Here is an 18519-nt window from a genome sequence, read left to right as displayed (position 1 = left end):
ATTTTCTTGAGGCTTTTTTATCGAATCATTAGGATGTAAACCTGATTAAAAATACAAAAATATTAGGGTGATTATTACGAAAGGGCTCACCTCTTCCCATTCCGAACAGAGAAGTTAAGCCTTTCAGTGCCAATGGTACTGCTATTGCGGGAGAGTAGGTCATCGCCAGTTTTTATTTAAACCTCAAGATTTATTTCTTGAGGTTTTTTATGTTTTAAATTTTTAGTTAACTAGAAAGTATTATAATAATTTTTAAATCATTCAATTAAATATCAGGATTAAGTTTCATTCTTATTTTAGGATTAACAAATTAAAAGAGAGCTTGAAGGTTTTAAATCAAAAAAAATCCGAACATTTTAAGATGTAATTATGTTAAATGAATATTTTCTTATTTAATGATTAATTACTTAGTTGCTTGATAATAGTCTCAGTTACTTTTTGATAATTTCGGTTAAAGTGATGATTACCACCCAAAGAGATTATGTTTTTATTGGTTAAAGTAATTTTATTAAAGGGATAATTTTTTCCATAATCACTTAAAATAATAGATAAATGCAGGTTAGGAAGTTGATTAATTTCTGGGATTGTATTCCATTTTCCGCTTACATTTTCAAAAATTAAATTTTTATAATGAATCTCAAGATCAGCTGTTTCATACGGATCTAAAAGAATAAGTTGATGAATTCTGTTTTTGGTTTTTGTAGGAAATTGATTGATAATAAACGGAATCGCATCAGCACCAAAAGAATAGCCGATAAATACAACTTCTTGATTTTTGTGATGTTTGAGCTTTTCTTCTAAAAATTGAGCTAATATTTCTGCAGTTTTTTTAGAGTCTCTTTCGTGCCAAAAGTAAACTTTAGAATTTAATGCATAAATATCATAACCTTTCTGATAAAGATTTTTACAAATTGATTTTGAAAAAGGTCCTAATCCAGCATCTCCACTTAAATAAAACAAGATAGGTTTAGTTTCATTTTTATTCTCCCATATTTTAAGCGGTAAAGGATCTTTGATATCTATATCATCTCCTTTTGTACGTATGATATACAAACCAATTGTAGTGATAATCAATCCAAATAATATGAAATATTTAGTTTTCATCTTGAGGTTTCATAACTTTATTTAACGCTTGTGGAAGTTGAAGAAGTTCCACTTCATTAGCATAAATGATGTATTTATTGATCCAATAATTGGCGTATTTTTCCTTGAAATTGCGCATTGTTTGATATTGTTTAAACGTCCCAATTCGTTGATAAGCAAATTTCATTAGTTGTTCTGCAATATTATTTGGTTTATCTAAACCAGCTAATGGAGTCAAACCAATGTTGATGTATTTCTTTTGATTTTCTTTGGCGTGATTAATTAATGCAATTATCACCGCATCCATACTACCATTTGGCGAATCAACAGTTCTGCGAAACAAATCGTAAGTCATTTCATCTTTTGCATAATCTGGTATCACATTCAGAAATGTTACTACTTTATTTTCTTCATTTCTCAATGCAATAATAGTCTGATTTTTTAATATTTCTCTGTTCAAATTTTCCTTCAGCAAATACAATTTCTTTTTTATCAAATTCCTTTAACCACTCATTTGAAACAGATTCAATTTCATTTAAAAATTCTTCTGTCAAAGGAGGTAGAATAACCTCTGTTTTAAAACCTTTTTTCTCTAAAGTATTCAATGCATTTCGCATCGATTTACGTTCTTTTCCTTGAAGATTAAAGGAATCAACCTCAATAATTCCTTCTTGTCCAATTAATAAATGTTGTTTTTTAAACTTTTTGAAATCAATTAAATCATTTTCCGAAACTCTATAATACGCAGTTTTCAAACCTTTTGTTCTACAATAATTTTCGAATTCTGAAATTAAATCTGATTTATACTTTGTATCACAAACGACATTATCCAAAACAATAGCAAAATTTAAACCGATTTTATACGCAACAAAACCATTAATATTTGAAGAAAAATAAAGTGTTTTATCATCCATTAATTTAAAATAATCTAATGCTGAATTTCCATATTTTTCGATAATTTCTTCTGCTTCTTCATAATCCTGAATATCTTTTGTGTTATAATTTTTAGCTCTAAAAAATGCTAAAATCAATAATATCCAAGAACTAAATCCAAAAAAGATATTGATGTCTTTGAAATCTTTGGCAAAGGTTGTTCTCGGAACTAAATTGTTTTCACTGAATAATAAGAAGTTTTGAAATGTATAATAAAAAGCTTGATTCCAAGAGAAATCTACTCCAAAATGTCGTTTATCAATGAAATAAAAACTTAAAACATTGAAAATAAAAATCGCAAAAAATGCCAATAAGAAAATTGAGAATCCTTGTCTTAATCGTTTCAAATTTGTTTTCAATGGGTATTGATTCCTGCTGTAAATTAATAGTACGATGGACAAAAATGCGAATCCAGCTTCTTCGTAATCTAATGCTTTGAATATATTACCGAAAAATGATAGTATGGCAAATACTAAGGCAAAAACCCAAGCAGATTTCAAACCTTTGATGAGATAAGATGAAGTAATCAATAAGGCAATTCCAACAAATAGAATCATCAATTTGGAAAGATGCATGAATTCGGTTGGTAAATATAATTTTTCGAAATGCAAACGTTCTGCAAGAGGAGGAGTGATGACTGAAATTATATTAATCATTCCTAATGTAAAAATCATAACAGCAGGAAAAATTCGTGCAAATAGTTTTCTTCCGCGCCACATAAAACTCAAACATCCAAAACCTAAAGGCAGCCAAAATTCGAAAACGCGATACAATAAAGTTGTCGCTAAACCTTGATTGTGAGAATAACCAAATTGTGTTAAAATATACACCATCGTAAATTCTACAGCGCCCAAACCTCTCAAAAATGGCGAAATAATCATCAATAAAACAGAAATTGTATACGCCAAAGCTGCTGCATCAAAAGTGGGTTGAATGCCTAACGCTAACATTGCGATGTAGACGTGTAAAATCCCAGTAATTTCGATGATTGTCGAAATTAGAATTGTGAGATTAATATTTTTTCTGTCCAAAGAAGCTTCAAAAATTGGATTGATTTCTTCTGTAATCTTTGGAAATTTATTTTCTATAATTTGATAGAATTTATTTTTGGTTTTGAATGAGTTATAAATGAAATAAACCAGAATTAAAATTATACCCAAAATAACCAATGATATCCACGAATCATTAAAGTATTTGTTGACGTAAATACTATAAATAATGATGGGAACGCCAATGATGAAAACCGTTAATAACCCAATAAAACCATAAATAGAACTCGCTTGAATGATTTTATTTGTTTCAAATTGTTGCTTTTTGATTTGTTTGGGTAAATAAGCCAAAGAACTAATTCCGCCCGCTGGTAGAAAAACACTGATAAAATTTCGTTTGAGAAATAAATTGACAGCGTCCCAAAATTTAAGAGATAAGCCAACCGCTTTGAAACTTGTAATATACATTGCGGCTTGCAGCGAAATATAGAGAAGCGTAATTCCGAAACCGATCAACAGCCAAATAGGTTTTGCGCTTTGGATACTCGGAATAATTTGCATCATTTCTTTGCGTTCGCTTCTGAAAAATACAAATGCAAGCAGTAGAATAAGTCCCGCTAAAACTTGTTGCCAAGGGATTTTTATATTTTTTATAGTTTGTGGAAATTTCATTTTGGTATGACGTTGATTTAGTTCTATCAATTTATCAAAAAATTAAACATCAAAACTTATGATTTGCTTAAAAATCTCTTATATTGAAAATAAAAATAAGATATGGAGACTGAATTAAATTTACGTCAAGCTAATTTGAGTGATGCGGATAGAATTTGGGAGATTTTGCAGCAAGCGATTCAGAAAAGAAAGGAGGAAGGAAGTAATCAGTGGCAAAATGGTTATCCTAATATGACTGTTGTGAATAACGATATTTCCAATGGTTTTGGTTATGTTTTTACCAATAATCAAAATTTAATCATTGGATATGTTGCAATTATTGATGAAATAGAACCTGCTTATACAGCAATTGAAGGACAATGGTTGAATGATGATCCATATATTGTGATTCATCGATTGGCTGTTGCGCAAGATATTAAGATAAAAGGTTTGGGAACTTGGGCGATGACAGAAATAGAGAAGGTTGCTATTTCAAAAAACATACATACTATAAAAGTTGATACAAATTTTGACAATGTAGGAATGTTGCGTGTTTTTGAAAAGTTAGGTTATCACTATTGTGGCGAAGTTTATTTTGATGGAAGCCCAAGAAAAGCTTTTCAGAAAATTATTCAGGATTTAACATAATTGAAGATTTCAGATAGAATTTATAAAAACTAAATAATCAAATTGATAAAAAGATTCCTTTTTTGGAATCTTTTTTTATGAATTTACATAGGGTAATTATGTTTAAAATGTAAAATTAATATTTTAACCCCTTATTTTTATAGGGTGTGATTAAAAATAAATGATTTTATTTAAAAATAATCTAATTTTGATAGGGTTAAAATTAAAAACTTATGAAAGTTGGATTAAAATGGAAAGTAGCTTTTGCAATTATAACGCTAGTTGCATTAGCTGGATTATTTTGGAAACCAGTTGTAGATATTCCAAATACAGGAGAATTCCTTAGTGAAGAAAATATTGTAAATTCAGATGTTGCCTGGATTTTAGCAGCTGCAGGATTGGTGTTATTGATGACGCCAGGTTTATCATTTTTTTATGGTGGAATGGTAGGTAAACGAAATGTTATTTCTACCATGTTGCAAAGTTTTATTGCCTTAGGTGTGATTTCGATTTTGTGGGTTGTAGTTGGGTTTTCACTGTCTTTTGGTGATTCAATTGGTTTTACAATAAATGGAGAACATTACGGAATTATCGGTAATCCTCTAAGTTATCCATTTTTTAATCATGTTGGAGCATTTCCACACAAAGACATGGCATCTACAATTCCATTTGTCTTATTTGCATTGTTTCAAATGAAATTTGCAGTCATTACACCAGCGCTTGTAACTGGTTCTTTTGCCGAAAGAGTGCGTTTTATTTCATATTTGTTATTTATGATTTTATTTAGCTTAATCATTTACACACCGCTTTGTCATATGGTTTGGCATCCAGAAGGTTTATTGAATAAATATTTTGGAGTAAAAGATTTCGCTGGAGGAACTGTTGTTCATATGAGTGCTGGATTTGCAGCATTGGCAGGAGCTTTGGTGATAGGTAAACGTAAAAACAGAGAACACAAACCTGCAAATATTCCATTTGTTATGCTTGGAACAGGAATGTTATGGTTCGGATGGTTTGGTTTCAATGCTGGTTCAGCTTTGGGAGCAAATGCCACAGCAGCTTTAGCTTTCGGAACAACAACAATTGCTTCTGCTTCAGGAATGATGACATGGATACTTTTTGATAGAATTAATGGTCGTAGCGTTTCTGCTATGGGAGCTTGTATAGGGGCTGTAGTTGGATTAGTAGCAATCACTCCAGCTTGTGGGTTTGTTACACTTCCTGAAAGTATATTTTTTGGCTTTATAACTGCTATTGTCTCAAATGTAATGGTTCATTGGAAAGTGTTAAAAAGAGTTGACGATACTCTAGATGTTTTTGCATGTCATGGAGTCGGGGGAATCATGGGAATGATTTTGACAGCTATTTTTGCACATGGAGAAAATGCGAGTTTGTTACATGGCGGGGTACACGTGTTTGTACATCATATGATTGCTTTGTTGCTTGTTTCGTTATTTACTTTTTTTGGTGCGATTGCTTTATTTTATATTACAGATAAAATGATTCACTTACGAGTGAGTGATAGAGCGGAGTTCGAAGGCTTAGATTTGTCGCAACACGAGGAAAGTTTGCATTAATTAAACAATAGTATTATAAAAAAATCCGACTACTTTTAAGTAGTCGGATTTTCAGTTTATATTAATCCAGCGCGCTTTAATAAAGCGTCTGCTGTTGGTTTATGACCTCTAAATTCTTCGTACAGTTTCATCGGTTCTACAGTTCCACCAGATGATAAAAGTTTATAGAATTTTTGAGCTGTTTCTGGATTGAAAATTCCAGTTTCTTGGAAAAATGCAAAGGCATCTGCATCCAAAACTTCGGCCCATTTATATGAATAATAACCAGATGAATATCCACCTTGAAAAATATGTGAGAAGGATGTACTCATCATATTTTTATCAATTTCTGGATACAACTCTGTTTGTTTGAACGTTTCTTTTTCAAATTGTTGTAAATCATTAATTTCAGCCAAATCATTTGCATGATAAGCCATATCCAATAATCCAAAACTCAATTGACGAACAGTTTGATAACCTTCCATAAAACTTGAAGAAGCTTTTACTTTTTCAATTAATTCTTGCGGAATAATTTCTCCTGTTTGATAATGTTTTGCAAATAATTTTAAAGCTTCTGGTTCGTAACAGAAGTTTTCGTAAAATTGAGAGGGTAATTCAACAAAATCCCAATAAACATTTGTTCCAGAAAGACTTTCGTACGTTGTATTTGGTAACATTCCGTGTAGCGCATGTCCAAATTCGTGGAACAATGTTGTTACTTCCTGAAATGTCAATAAAGATGGTGTGTCTTTCGTTGGTTTTGTAAAATTACAAACAATCGAAACGTGCGGACGTTTGGTATTTCCATTCACATTAGAAGCTTCTCTATAACTTGTCATCCAAGCACCAGGGCGTTTTCCTGCACGCGGGAAAAAGTCTGCATACAATAAACTTAAGAACGCACCATTTTTATCTAGAACTTCATAAGTTGTTACTTCATCGTTGTATTTATCAATATTATGAATTTCTTTAAATGTAATTCCATATAATTTTGTTGCCACATCAAAAGCTCCTTGAATCACATTTTCTAACTGAAAATAAGGTTTCAATTCTTCGTCAGAAAGACTGAATTTTTTCTGTTTTAATTTTTCAGCATAATACGCATGATCCCAACGTTGCAATATTTCAATCCCATCAATTTCTTTTGCAAATGCAGTTAATTCTTCAATTTCTTTTTCTGCAAACGGTTTTGCTTTCGTTAATAAATCATTCAAGAAATCTAAAACTGTCGTAGGTGTTTTTGCCATACGTTCTTCCAAAACATAATCAGCATGCGTTTTATAACCTAATATTTTAGCACGTTCGTGACGAAGTTTTACAATGTTTTTGACATTTTCTTCGTTGTTAAATTCATTATTTTGATAAGCTTTTACACCATTTGCTCTAAACAATTTCTCTCTTAATTCACGGTTTTCTGCGTATTGCATAAACGGAATATAGCTTGGTGCTTGCAACGTAATCAACCAACCTTCGTGATTTTTTTGTTCAGCATCGGCTTTTGCATGATCAATTGCATATTGAGGCAAACCTTTCAAATCATTTTCATCTGTAATAATCAATTCGTATGCATTAGTTTCAGCTAAAACATTTTGTCCAAATTGCAACGATAACATCGAAAGTTGTTTGTCGATTTCGCGTAATTTATTTTTGTCTTCTTCGTTTAGATTTGCACCATTTCTCGAAAAACCTTTGTATTTTTTTTCTAATAAATAAGCTTGTTCATCGGTTAAATTCAACGAATCCTTTTGATTATAAACGACTTTAATTCGTTCAAATAAATCTTGATTTAAGCGAACATCATTTCCAAATTCAGATAATAAAGGCGAAACTTCTTGTGCAATTTCTTGAATTTCATCATTCGTTTCAGCCGAATTAAGGTTGAAGAAAATAGAAGAAATTCGTCCTAATTTTTCACCAGAAAGTTCCATTGCTTCAATTGTATTTGCAAAAGTTGGCGCTTCAGGATTCGCAGTAATTGCATCTATTTCTGCTTTCGCCCCTTCAATTGCTTGGATAAAAGCAGGTTTGTAATCTTCATTTTTGATTTTAGAAAAAGGAGCACTTTCAAAAGGTGTTTCAAATTTTTCTAATAACGGATTTGCCATTTATAGTGTATTTTTTTAGTTAAAATATATTTGTTTGAACTCTTTCAAATTCTAATCCAAATGTAAGAAATCTGACAAATCGTCAAATTTAATGTGTGATTAATTTAGAGTTATTTACATTTGTTTTAAAAGTAAACAATTATGAGTGTAGCCTTAATATTCAATCAAAAACCAACAGAAGAATGGCAAAGAAATTTACAAGAATTGTTGCCAGATACGAAAGTTGAAGTTTATCCAAATATCTCAAATTCAGATGATGTAGAATTTATTGCAACTTGGAAACCGCACAGAAATTATGTGGCTGAATTTCCAAATCTAAAAGTTGTACAATCTGTTGGAGCAGGAATTGACCATTTGTTGCATACCAAAATTCCAGATTCAATAAAGGTGTCACGTATTGTTGATCCTGCTTTGAAACAAGAAATGTTTGAACATGTTTTGGCTTGTGTTATGACTTCAATGAAAAATTTGTTGACGTATTATAAAGATCAAGTTCGTAAAGAATGGAAACCTACTACTTATCAAAATATCAAGGAAACAACAATTACAATTTTAGGATTAGGTGAAATCGGAAAGTTAGTAGCAGAGCAATTTGTTGCTTTAGGTTTTCAAGTCAAAGGTTGGTCGAATTCGCCTAAAAATATAAATGGAGTAGAATCTTTTGCTGGAAAAGAAGGCTTGAATGTTGCAATTTCTAAAACTAATTTTATTGTCAATATTTTGCCTTTGACAGGTGATACAGAAGGTATTTTGAATAAAGACTTTTTTAAAGAATGTTCAGCTCATACAGTTTTGGTTAATGTTGGTCGTGGAGCACATTTGGACGAAAAGGATTTATTAATTGCAATAGAAGAAAAACAAATAAAAGAGGCGTATTTAGATGTTTTTATAGAGGAACCTTTACCTGAAAATCACCCCTTTTGGTCGAATGAAAATGTTTATGTAACACCTCATATTGCGAGTGTTACAAATGCAACAACAGCTCTAAAACAAGTTGCAGATAACTACAACAGAATGAAAAATAACGAGACTTTATTGAATGAAGTTTCATTAGAAAGGGGATATTAGATATACCAAAATGACGTAAGATTTTGTTAAAAAGACGCATTTACGTTTTTACTTGTCAAAAAAATCTTTTAACATTGTATTCGAAAAAATAAAAGCTAAAAATGAGTGATTATATTCAACTTTATTCAATTGATAATATTTTAAGAACTTACAAAGAAGAAGCAACTGATCGTCGGTTAGCAATCTTTGACGTAGGTCCTGAAAACAATTATTATTTTGTAAAACGAAAACCTTATAAGTTTACGTCGCTTGGGTTGATTTTAATTACTGCAGGAACATGTGAAATCACAGTAAATTTAGAACCAACGTTAATTAAGCGTGATGATATTATTGTGGTTCTTCCAGGTCAGTTGTTCGAGATTATAGAACACTCGGTTGATTTTGCTGTTCAAGCAATCTTCATTGATTCAGATTTGATTATTGAAGCTGGTTTTCACGTGAAATCCAATAGTTTAGTAGAGTTTTTGTCGTCTAAATATCCTAAAATCATTTCTTTAGATAAAAAGATTGTACGTGATATGCGTTACAATTTGAACAAGATTAGTAAATACACCATCAAGAACGAAAATATTTTTGCAAAAGATTTGGTTTTACATCATTTTTCGGTCTTGATGTACGAGATGGGAAATTACTACAACCAAGCTGTAATGGCAAAAAGTACTACGAAAGAAGTCAGAAAGGAGGAATTAGCTAAACAGTTTTTGTATTTAGTTTCAACTCATTTTCGTCGTCAGCGTAATGTACAGTTTTATGCAGATGAAATGTTTATTAGTCGTAAGCATTTAACCAAAATTATCGTTGAAGTCTTTAATAAATCGCCTAAACAAATCATTGCCGAAGCCATTGTCTTAGAAGCAAAGGTCTTGCTAAAGAACCCAAAATATAGTGTTTCTGATGTTGTGACAGAATTAAATTTTATAGACACCTCAGTTTTTAGTAAATTTTTCAAAAATTATGCAGGTGTTTCGCCAACAACTTTCATCGCTTCTAACTAATAATTGATGTAAATCAATGCAAATGTGAAAACTTTCTAAAAACGTCTTTTTGACATATTATTACGTTTATTTCGCTAACTAATTTGTTAAATTGGATAGACCTTTGTTGCTCAAATTTTAATTGATGCGTCTTTTAGTAGATAATCGATACATGAAATTTGAATGAAAAGAATTTTATGGTGGTAGATTTTACAAAAAAAATATTTGCACATATTTCAGCAATCGGTGGTTATGTGCCAGAGAATAAACGAACTAATTCCGATTTAGAAAAGATTACAGACACTTCTGATGAATGGATTGTAAAAAGAACGGGAATTAAAGAACGTCGTATTTTAGAGGAAGGTTTAGCGACTTCTGATATGGCGGTTAGTGCAATTCAGAATTTAATTGATACATACAAAAAAGACATCAAAGATGTTGATGCGTTGATTGTTGCGACTTCTACACCAGATATGTTGATGCCTGCTACAGCGAATATTGTATGCGAAAAGTTAGGAATAGAGAATGTTTGGGCATTTGATATGAATGCAGCTTGTTCTGGATTTTTGTACGCGTTGGACATGGGCGCTTCGTTGATTGAAAGCAGACGTTACAAAAATGTTTTGGTAATTGGTGCTGATAAAATCAGCGCGTATGTAGACATCAAAGATCGTTCGACAAATATTTTGTTTGGAGATGGAGCTGGAGTAGTTTGGTTAGAGCCTACAAACGAAGAAGGAATTTTAGACGCTTTGTTACAGAGTAACGGAACAGGAAAAGAATTCTTGAATATAGAAGGAGGTGGTTCTCTGTATCCAGCGAGTTCACAGTTGTTGGTTGATGAAAAACGTTACATTAGACAAGATGGGAAAATTGTATTCAAAAATGCAATTCAATCGATGAGTGATACGTGTGTCAATGTTTTGAAACGCAACGATTTTTCTGTAGAAGATGTAAATTGGTTGGTTCCGCATCAAGCAAATAAACGAATTATTGACGCTGTTGGTAATGAAATTAATATTGAAGAAGGTAAAACTTTAATCAATATTGAGAATTACGGAAACACAATTGCAGCGACGATTCCGTTATGTATTTGGGAAAATACATCAAAATTAAAGAAAGGAGATTTATTGATGTTGACAGCCTTTGGCGCAGGTTTCTCTTGGGGTGCAAGCTTATTGCGTTGGACAATTTAATCAATAAAAATCATATATTTTTGTTCATAAAGAACGGCAATTTCTTGTCGTTCTTTTTTTTATTGTAAACCATTAAATTCTTCACCACACTTCTTACATTTGAACACGTTTTTGTAGTAAATAGGGTAGACCCAAAATATGATAGAAGATAATAAAGAAAGTAAGCCTTTTCCACCTTTCATTGACTTGTAATTGCTGTAATACTCATTGCTTCCACATTTTGGACAAACAAGAATTTCATCCAAATCATTGGTGTAATTTGAAGCATCAATTTCTTCTAAAACTTTCATGGCACGATCAGTATCTTCTTTCTTAATTTTTACTTTCACACCACCAATTGCATTCGATAAAAACTGATTCATCCCAACCGAATGTTCATCAAAAACAAAAGCATCAATTTGTTCACTTTCTAATTTCGAACGTAAAATATGTGCTTCAATAGGGCTTTCAAATGTTTTTAATGTAATAAGTTCCATGCTAATTGTGTTAAATATTCAATTCAATATCCGATATAAAATTAGTTCTTTTTATCTTAATGTCTTAAATTTTTTAGTAGATGAAAAATGTAATTCAATGTTTATTTTTAATTGTATTGATGATGAATACGACACATGCGCAAAACCTAAAACAAGTTGCTTATAAAGATGGTACGCAAAAATTGAACGGTTTAGTAACTGATAACACAACAAAGAAAAGTCCAGGAGTTTTGATTTTACCCGCTTGGAAAGGTGCTGATAACGAAGCAAAACAAGCTGCAATAGATTTAGCAAAAGAAGGCTATATTGCGTTTGTTGCAGATATTTATGGAGAAGGAAACAATCCGAAAGATAATGCGGAAGCGGCTAAAATAGCAGGAAAATACAAGTCTGATTATGTAGCTTATCAAAAACGAATTGATTTAGCGTTGAAAGAGTTAATCAAAGCTGGTGCAGATCCAAGTAAAATTGCTGTAATTGGTTATTGTTTTGGAGGAACAGGCGCATTAGAAGCTGCTCGTGCGCAATTGCCTGTTGTGGGCGTTGTTTCTATTCATGGTGGATTAGCAAAAGATTTGGCTCGAAAAAATATTCCTCTTAAAACAAAAGTTTTGATTGAACATCCTGCTGAAGATGAATCTGTAAAACCCGAAGATATTTCGAATTTAGTAATTGAAATGAACGAAGGAAAAACAGATTGGCAAATGATTACTTACGCAAATTCAAAACACACGTTTACCAATCCAGAATCACCTGATTACAATAAATTAATGGCAGATAGAGCTTGGAAACATACATTATTGTTTTTAGAAGAAGTATTGAAATAAAACCGTCAATTCTAGTGAAATTATTTTTAGAATTTTGTATCGAGAATAAGGTTTTAGAAGATAAAATTTATCTTAATTCTCGATACAATTTTAATAAAAACCGTAATATGTAAATCTACTGAATAAACAATTGTATCATTTCATACCAAAAAGCAGCTGTAAAAAAGCCTACAATAATACTGATACCAATAATCAAATTGGTTAGTTTGGTGTTGAGTTTAAATTGTTCCGAAATAATACTCGATGTCACTAAAGTAGGCATTGCAGCTTCAAAAATAGAGATTTTAGCCACATCACCTTTTATTCCAATTACGATGGCTAAAAGCATTACAACTGCAGGCGCAATCATTAATTTGTAAACCATAGACATCGAAATCTGTGACCATAATTTTCTCCAACCATTAAACTTTAATTGCAGTCCAACTGAAAATAAAGCCAACGGACCTACAGTTGCAGCTAATTTATCGAAGAATGGTTCGGCAGGAGATAAGTCGATAAATTGAGATAAAATCAATGCACTGATACAACCCAAAAATGGGGGGAAAGTAAATAATCTTTTCAAGATAAATTTAGAATCTATTGCTCCAGATCCATTACTTCCTCCTTTTAATGCAGAAACTATTCCGATGGTTGATAAGCACAAAAACATGGTTTGATCACAAATAATCGCAATACTTAAATATTTTTCTCCATAAAATGCTGAGATCAAAGGGAAACCAATAAAAGAGGTATTGCTATAGCCGCTTGCCAATTCCAATGTTCTTCTCGAACGCTCCGAATAGCCTTTTGCTTTGCTGTAGAATTTCATGTAAAATAAACTTCCAACGGCTATAATGACAGTAGAAAAGATAGGAAATAACATTTCTTGCGACCATTCTACTTTTGGTAAATACTTAAACGAGACTGCTGGTAAAGCTAGATATAAAATCCATGTATTGATCCCTTTATGTGCATCAGGATGTATAGATTTTGTTGCTTTAAACACCATTCCGGCGATTATGCAGACTGCGATTAATATAAAATTTACCATTTTTTAGATATTTAGAATGCAAAGTTACAATCCCATTTTTTTTTACCCTAAAGATATAACTTTTTATTCAATGCTTATTTTTTATAAAATGGCAAGATTAGATATATTTAATTTATTATTATCTAAAATTACTTTTGAATAATGATTTTCATTTTCCAAAATAGCTGTAAATGGAGCAGGAATTATTGTATCAGTTGTAGGAAACTAAGTTGTTTTAATAAAATAATTTAGTAATAATATTTTCCCTTCATCTGAGCCATTAGTACCAAAAGTATCAAAATCTCCTTTTCAGAATTTAGATGTTGTTTTCTATTATAATATATGATTAGTTGCTTCAATATAAGTTGTAGGTAAACCAATTTCAGAAATTCCTAAAATAGAATGTTGATCAAATTCTACATCGTTCTCATAAGCTAAATTATAATGTGTAATCATCTCAGCAAGATTTCTAGCTCCATCATAGAAATAAAAAGATTGTGCATTCCAATTTTCGAAGTTTGCAATATGTTGATCAGCATCGGTGTTTAGGATTTTAGTTTTATTTTGTATCCAATTAAATGCCTTTTCGAATTGATTTTTACAAACTAAAAAACTGAAATGATAAATATGTTCTTCGTTCGATTTTATAAAAGTTAATCTTGTCCAACCAACTTGTAAACTAAACTGATTTTCGTTTTCTTCAATTAACTCAAAAGCTAAAATAGTCGTATAAAATGATTTCGTTTTTTCTAACTCGTTTGTATATAATTGTAATTCTCTTATTTTCATTTTGTTATTTTTTATAAAAGTAAATCAACAAAAAAGAAGAAAGTAACAAGTTGAATTGATTTAATTAATCGCGTTATAAGAAAACTGTTTAATCTACTTCATACTCCAATAAGGCGAGATATGGATTACCTTTTAACTCAAGAACTTTTGCAAAAGCAGGTTCAGTTTTGTAACCATTCTTTTTAAGTTCGATGATTTTGTTTTTGAATGACTCGTCAAATTTTTCAAGTAGTTTCGCCTCAATGAGCATATGTCGATAGGCATTTTGTTCGGTTGGAATCTTATTCTCTAAATAAATCTCAATTTCAAACGTATCAATTCTAAAATTACACGTCAAACAAGTTTCGTTATTGTTTATTAATTGATCTATTTTGAATTCAATATAATGAGAAAAATTCTCTGTTAAATGATTTGTGGCCTTTTCAAAATTAGATGTTTCACCAATAATATCAATGTCACTATTTTCAATATTGATTTCAATCGGAATTGTACCTACTACAATAGGTTTGTATGTGTCAAGTTTTTCTAAAATTTGATGATTGCGCAACAAATGAAACACATTGTGTTGTATTTCATTTCCGTGTTCTAAATAATCAATGGTAAGAAAATTTTGCATCATTTTATTCTCATCATAGTTACCAAAGAAGTAGCAGCATGCGTTTCTTTGTTCGTTGTTTCGTTAACCACAAAAATCTCTGTGCGTATGGTGCTTATCTTTTTTCCGCCTTTTATCACATAGGCTTTTGATAGTAAATAATCACCCAAAGCAGGTCGTAAATAATTCACTTTTAACTCAACTGTTACCACATAACAATCGTCGTCATAGTGAGAAACAGCAGCATAACCAGATGAAACATCAACCAAAGAAGCAATCATAGCACCATTAAACATTCCGTGTTTACGTGTCATCATTTCTTGTTTCGGAATCTTAATCGAAACATAGTCTGTTTCGCATTCGATAAGTGATGCGTTATAAAATTTTAAGGTTTCCGAACGATTAAAACTTGCTTCTACTAATTCTCTTTTTTCTGACGTCATATAAAATTGCTTTCAACAAATATAGAGATTTGTCGAAAGCAATTTCAGTTATGCAGTTACGTTATTCAAGTTTTCTTCTCTGATAATTGTATTTTGATGCGACAAAATTACTTTATCCAAACCGCGGTAATAATTCCCTTTGTCGACGGTAATCAATAAATTATTTTTCGGAATTTTATTGATAATCTTATCGTTCGGGAAATGTTGTTTCGAGTTTTTGAAGGTAATAAATACATCATCTTCAGTTAGATTTTTGACATCATCTTCCGAAATAATATCAATCAATTCATAAGGTAAATAAAGTTGATCGAAGATATAATGAAACGTTTTAAGACGTTTTCCGTTCAATTCTTTGCTATGTTGCAAAAAATTTCTCAATCTATGTACAACAGCGTAGAAATTACCTACCAAAGGCGGTTTGGGAATATTACGCTCGAACAAGCAACCATCAATCAAACTAAGCGGAAGTTTGATATTCAATTCATCTGTTTTTACATTGTATAGATGACGATAATCCAAACCTCTTCTCTTGAATTCTTCGACAATATGATCTTTTAGCGCAGGAACTGTAATAGGTAATTGTTGGTTGATAAAATCGACCAATTTTCATCTGATATAGGAGCTAAATTAAGCTCAGAAATGTTTTGTGACATACAATAAATAGTTAAAATAAAACAATTATTGTATTTCGATAATAGGGGATTTTTCGTTGTTTTTGGATGAACTCCCGTATTGTTTTACCACCGTGGAGACTCCTCTCGGTTGGTATCGTTTTCTACGATTCGAAATACTGTGTAAAACTACATAAAAAATTGAATATCTAGTAATCTATTCTAATAATTTTATTTTAAAAAGATTATTTAGAATAATATTCTAAATAGGATTTTGTTTCGAGAAGAAAGTTTTGAATAATTACTTGATTTGTTTTTTTATATTCTACCATATAGATATATAGTAATACTAGTTCACTTATTCATTTTTCAATTTATCTCTATTCATCAACATTGTTAAACCTATGTCTCTATGTGGTTGTAATTTTTATGTTCTGAATTAGATGTGACCCTAAAATGAGTTTAGGGTGACAAGACTTTTATACTTCTGTATAAAAAAGAATGTAACGAACCCGTTATGTATTCTGATAATTTTATCAATATAAACCGTCAATTCGAGTGAAATTCTTTTAGAATTTTGTATCGAGAATAAGGTTTTAAAAGATAAAATTCTATTCTCGATACAATTTTTATTCATTACATTTCTAAAAATCACTCGAATTGACGAATTTTTATTCAAATTATAGAATAGGCTATAACTAATAAAATAAAGATTGTTAAGTTGAATTTATTTCAGCTTCTCATTAAGAAAACACCTCTATAATCTCCTCAAGGAGATATTTTTTACATATTGTCATTCAGAATGGAGCTTTAGCGGAATGAAGAATCTAAGCTTTCTCAACAAGAGATATTTCGAATTCGCTATTATAAATAGAGATTTAGAAAATTTTACAAATAATTAAGAAAAAATTAATTGTTTGCCGAAAAATATTTTATACATTTGGATAACAAAGTAATTAAAAAATGAAGTTTACGTGCTTATATATGTCGATTCGCAAACAGGTTTGGAATATCCAGACGTGGGAAAGTCATGTATACTAAAAAGAGATTTTATTTTTTAATATATTTTATGTTTCCCCGTCGAGTTTCGATGGGGATTTTTTTTGAACAAAAACAACAATTACCAATATAAAATTAAAAACAATGCAAAGTTTACAACAATTAACGATCCCAGTTTGGCCCTTAGAGGACAACACAATCTTAAACAATGTTTCGGTAACATTTCAACTTTTTGGACTTCCATTAGGAACAGCTCCAGTCATTTTGATTAACCATTCCTTACACGGAGATTCAGATTGTACCTATCATTGGGATGGGGTCATGGGGAAAAACAAAGCAATTGATCTTAATGAGTATACGGTAATCTGTATAGATATTCCTGGAAATGGCGTTTCCCAAACCATAAAGTACGACTATATTCCACGCGATCACATTACAGCACGCGATGTAGCGGTGTTGTTTTGGTTGACGTTATTTGAATTGGAAGTAGACGAGATTTTTGCCATTATTGGTGCAGACTTAGGTGGAGGATTAGCGTGGGAAATGGCTTGTTTGTTTCCGAATAAGGTGCTGAATATTATTCCGATAGCAGCAAGTCCTAAGACAACAGATTGGTTGGTAAAAGAGCCAACTGCCAAAAGCGAATACCTGAAATCTATTTTTTATTCGATAGATATATCACGCAATAGAGGCGATATATTGCAAGTTTCGCAATACATCAAATCGAAGATACATGTGATTTATGTGAAGGACGGAAACTTGTTCAACAAAGCAGAATTGAAACGTTATTACGCCAAACTGCAAGAGTTTAACAAACATGTGCAGTTTCATGAAATAGAACAAATAGAAAACAACGAATTATTGAAAGCCAATATCGATGAGGTTGAAAAAATAGTAGATGGCATCCTCGAAAAAGAGTTTATTAATAATGTCGCATAATCCAAAAAGCTCCTGAGAAGGAGCTTTTTTTTGGAATTTAAAATACTATTTAAATATTTCTTTAAATTCATCTAAATATGACAACTTTTCATATCCAAGATATTTTATTTTTTCATTGATTTCACTTTTTACTTCAAAATAGTTTTTGTGATAGAATTGTGATATTTTAATAATTTTATCTTCATTTTTATATAAATAGAGATATTCGTATGTTTTACTATTAGAACTTAAATGGCTTACTTTAAATCCTTTTATATCAGATGATTTATAAATTTCAGTTTTAACACCAAAAAAACGTTCTACAATTATATCATTATTAATGAATTCTACTGTTATACATTTAGTTCTAAATTCTCCATAAAAGAAACTAATAGTAGCAAAAGAAAAAAATACAGGTAAGAATATTTTTGGAAATAATTTATCATCATAAAATGGTGAAGTAAACACTGAATAAGTAAATATGATAAAAAAGATTAAGAAAATAAGTGAAAATAATAAAGGCATATATGCTTTTAATGTAAATTTAGTTTTCATTGTTTTTTTCAATAATATTTCCAAATATACCAAAAATCTCTTATCAAACCCTTTGTTGCAAAACTACAATTCAACAAATTTCCTCCCACTTTCGTTCGTGTTTTCTTCGACCGTT

The 18519-nt window shown here is 30.8% G+C and carries 18 protein-coding genes, 1 rRNA gene and 1 riboswitch; of the genes, 8 read left to right on the top strand and 11 right to left on the bottom strand.

Annotation, left to right across the window (positions count from 1 at the left end):
- Positions 1 to 63 precede the first annotated feature (63 nt).
- Positions 64 to 171, top strand: a 5S ribosomal RNA gene (gene rrf / locus B4H69_RS11840).
- 228 nt (positions 172 to 399) lie between these two features.
- Here the strand turns inward: rrf and B4H69_RS11835 are convergent.
- Genes B4H69_RS11835 through B4H69_RS11825 form a run of 3 tightly spaced genes read right to left on the bottom strand, consistent with a single transcriptional unit; the run spans position 400 to position 3677 of the window.
- Positions 400 to 1104, bottom strand: coding sequence for an AcvB/VirJ family lysyl-phosphatidylglycerol hydrolase (locus B4H69_RS11835; protein WP_180904752.1), 705 nt, complete (start codon positions 1102 to 1104; stop codon positions 400 to 402).
- Positions 1094 to 1504, bottom strand: coding sequence for a phosphatidylglycerol lysyltransferase domain-containing protein (locus B4H69_RS11830; protein WP_291094105.1), 411 nt, complete (start codon positions 1502 to 1504; stop codon positions 1094 to 1096). Before B4H69_RS11830 ends, B4H69_RS11835 begins: the two co-directional genes overlap by 11 nt.
- Positions 1494 to 3677: a flippase-like domain-containing protein gene (locus B4H69_RS11825; protein ID WP_291094103.1), complete on the bottom strand. Its 2184-nt coding sequence runs from the start codon at positions 3675 to 3677 to the stop codon at positions 1494 to 1496. Before B4H69_RS11825 ends, B4H69_RS11830 begins: the two co-directional genes overlap by 11 nt.
- A gap of 102 nt (positions 3678 to 3779) precedes the next feature.
- Between B4H69_RS11825 and B4H69_RS11820 the strand changes: the two genes are divergently transcribed.
- Together B4H69_RS11820 and B4H69_RS11815 are read left to right on the top strand one after the other, a co-directional pair.
- Positions 3780 to 4304, top strand: coding sequence for a GNAT family N-acetyltransferase (locus B4H69_RS11820; protein ID WP_038337200.1), 525 nt, complete (start codon positions 3780 to 3782; stop codon positions 4302 to 4304).
- A 212-nt stretch (positions 4305 to 4516) separates the two neighbouring features.
- Positions 4517 to 5860 (top strand): ammonium transporter, encoded by a 1344-nt coding sequence (locus B4H69_RS11815; RefSeq protein ID WP_291094101.1) that lies wholly within the window; start codon positions 4517 to 4519, stop codon positions 5858 to 5860.
- Positions 5861 to 5916: 56 nt separating this feature from the next.
- On the opposite strand, the gene B4H69_RS11810 is transcribed toward B4H69_RS11815, so the two are convergent.
- Positions 5917 to 7944, bottom strand: coding sequence for a M3 family metallopeptidase (locus B4H69_RS11810; protein ID WP_291094099.1), 2028 nt, complete (start codon positions 7942 to 7944; stop codon positions 5917 to 5919).
- A gap of 141 nt (positions 7945 to 8085) precedes the next feature.
- Here B4H69_RS11810 and B4H69_RS11805 point away from each other — a divergent pair, with 141 nt between their 5' ends.
- The 3 genes from B4H69_RS11805 (at position 8086) to B4H69_RS11795 (ending at position 11182) form a co-directional block, all read left to right on the top strand.
- A complete protein-coding gene (locus tag B4H69_RS11805) occupies positions 8086 to 9012 on the top strand; it encodes a 2-hydroxyacid dehydrogenase (protein WP_180904747.1) in 927 nt (308 codons plus the stop codon).
- 101 nt (positions 9013 to 9113) lie between these two features.
- Positions 9114 to 10007 carry a helix-turn-helix domain-containing protein gene (locus B4H69_RS11800; protein ID WP_291094096.1) on the top strand — a complete coding sequence of 298 codons (894 nt, stop codon included), beginning with the start codon at positions 9114 to 9116 and terminating at the stop codon, positions 10005 to 10007.
- 176 nt (positions 10008 to 10183) lie between these two features.
- A complete protein-coding gene (locus B4H69_RS11795; protein ID WP_115001184.1) occupies positions 10184 to 11182 on the top strand; it encodes a beta-ketoacyl-ACP synthase III in 999 nt (332 codons plus the stop codon).
- A 59-nt stretch (positions 11183 to 11241) separates the two neighbouring features.
- On the opposite strand, the gene B4H69_RS11790 is transcribed toward B4H69_RS11795, so the two are convergent.
- Positions 11242 to 11658, bottom strand: a complete 417-nt coding sequence (locus B4H69_RS11790; protein ID WP_115001183.1) for a DUF2007 domain-containing protein — start codon at positions 11656 to 11658, stop codon at positions 11242 to 11244.
- An 80-nt stretch (positions 11659 to 11738) separates the two neighbouring features.
- Between B4H69_RS11790 and B4H69_RS11785 the strand changes: the two genes are divergently transcribed.
- On the top strand, positions 11739 to 12485 hold the full coding sequence (locus B4H69_RS11785; RefSeq protein WP_291094094.1) for a dienelactone hydrolase family protein: 747 nt from the start codon (positions 11739 to 11741) through the stop codon (positions 12483 to 12485).
- Positions 12486 to 12600: 115 nt separating this feature from the next.
- Here the strand turns inward: B4H69_RS11785 and B4H69_RS11780 are convergent, their stop codons facing one another.
- The 5 genes from B4H69_RS11780 to B4H69_RS11760 all read right to left on the bottom strand — a co-directional run bounded on the left by B4H69_RS11780 (position 12601) and on the right by B4H69_RS11760 (position 15924).
- Positions 12601 to 13515: an AEC family transporter gene (locus B4H69_RS11780; RefSeq protein WP_291094092.1), complete on the bottom strand. Its 915-nt coding sequence runs from the start codon at positions 13513 to 13515 to the stop codon at positions 12601 to 12603.
- A 312-nt stretch (positions 13516 to 13827) separates the two neighbouring features.
- Complete coding sequence (locus tag B4H69_RS11775) at positions 13828 to 14283, bottom strand: VOC family protein (RefSeq protein ID WP_291094090.1); 456 nt, start codon at positions 14281 to 14283, stop codon at positions 13828 to 13830.
- An 88-nt stretch (positions 14284 to 14371) separates the two neighbouring features.
- A complete protein-coding gene (locus B4H69_RS11770; protein WP_185655224.1) occupies positions 14372 to 14899 on the bottom strand; it encodes a DUF4269 domain-containing protein in 528 nt (175 codons plus the stop codon).
- Positions 14899 to 15321: a PaaI family thioesterase gene (locus B4H69_RS11765; RefSeq protein WP_180904743.1), complete on the bottom strand. Its 423-nt coding sequence runs from the start codon at positions 15319 to 15321 to the stop codon at positions 14899 to 14901. Before B4H69_RS11765 ends, B4H69_RS11770 begins: the two co-directional genes overlap by 1 nt.
- 48 nt (positions 15322 to 15369) lie before the next feature.
- Positions 15370 to 15924, bottom strand: coding sequence for a hypothetical protein (locus B4H69_RS11760; protein WP_180904742.1), 555 nt, complete (start codon positions 15922 to 15924; stop codon positions 15370 to 15372).
- A 98-nt stretch (positions 15925 to 16022) separates the two neighbouring features.
- Positions 16023 to 16117: riboswitch (SAM-I-IV-variant riboswitch) on the bottom strand.
- A gap of 958 nt (positions 16118 to 17075) precedes the next feature.
- Here B4H69_RS11760 and B4H69_RS11755 point away from each other — a divergent pair.
- The gene (locus B4H69_RS11755; RefSeq protein WP_180904741.1) at positions 17076 to 17870 is read left to right on the top strand and encodes an alpha/beta fold hydrolase; all 795 of its coding nucleotides are present in this window, start codon (positions 17076 to 17078) and stop codon (positions 17868 to 17870) included.
- Between the two features lie 45 nt (positions 17871 to 17915).
- Here B4H69_RS11755 and B4H69_RS11750 read toward each other — a convergent pair whose 3' ends face one another.
- Positions 17916 to 18404, bottom strand: a complete 489-nt coding sequence (locus tag B4H69_RS11750) for a hypothetical protein (RefSeq protein WP_180904740.1) — start codon at positions 18402 to 18404, stop codon at positions 17916 to 17918.
- Between the last annotated feature and the right edge of the window lie 115 nt (positions 18405 to 18519).

The sequence above is a fragment of the Empedobacter sp. UBA6745 genome (assembly GCF_002453775.1).
GTDB classification, from domain to species: domain Bacteria; phylum Bacteroidota; class Bacteroidia; order Flavobacteriales; family Weeksellaceae; genus Empedobacter; species Empedobacter falsenii_C.
This window is presented reverse-complemented; position numbering and strand designations above follow the sequence as displayed.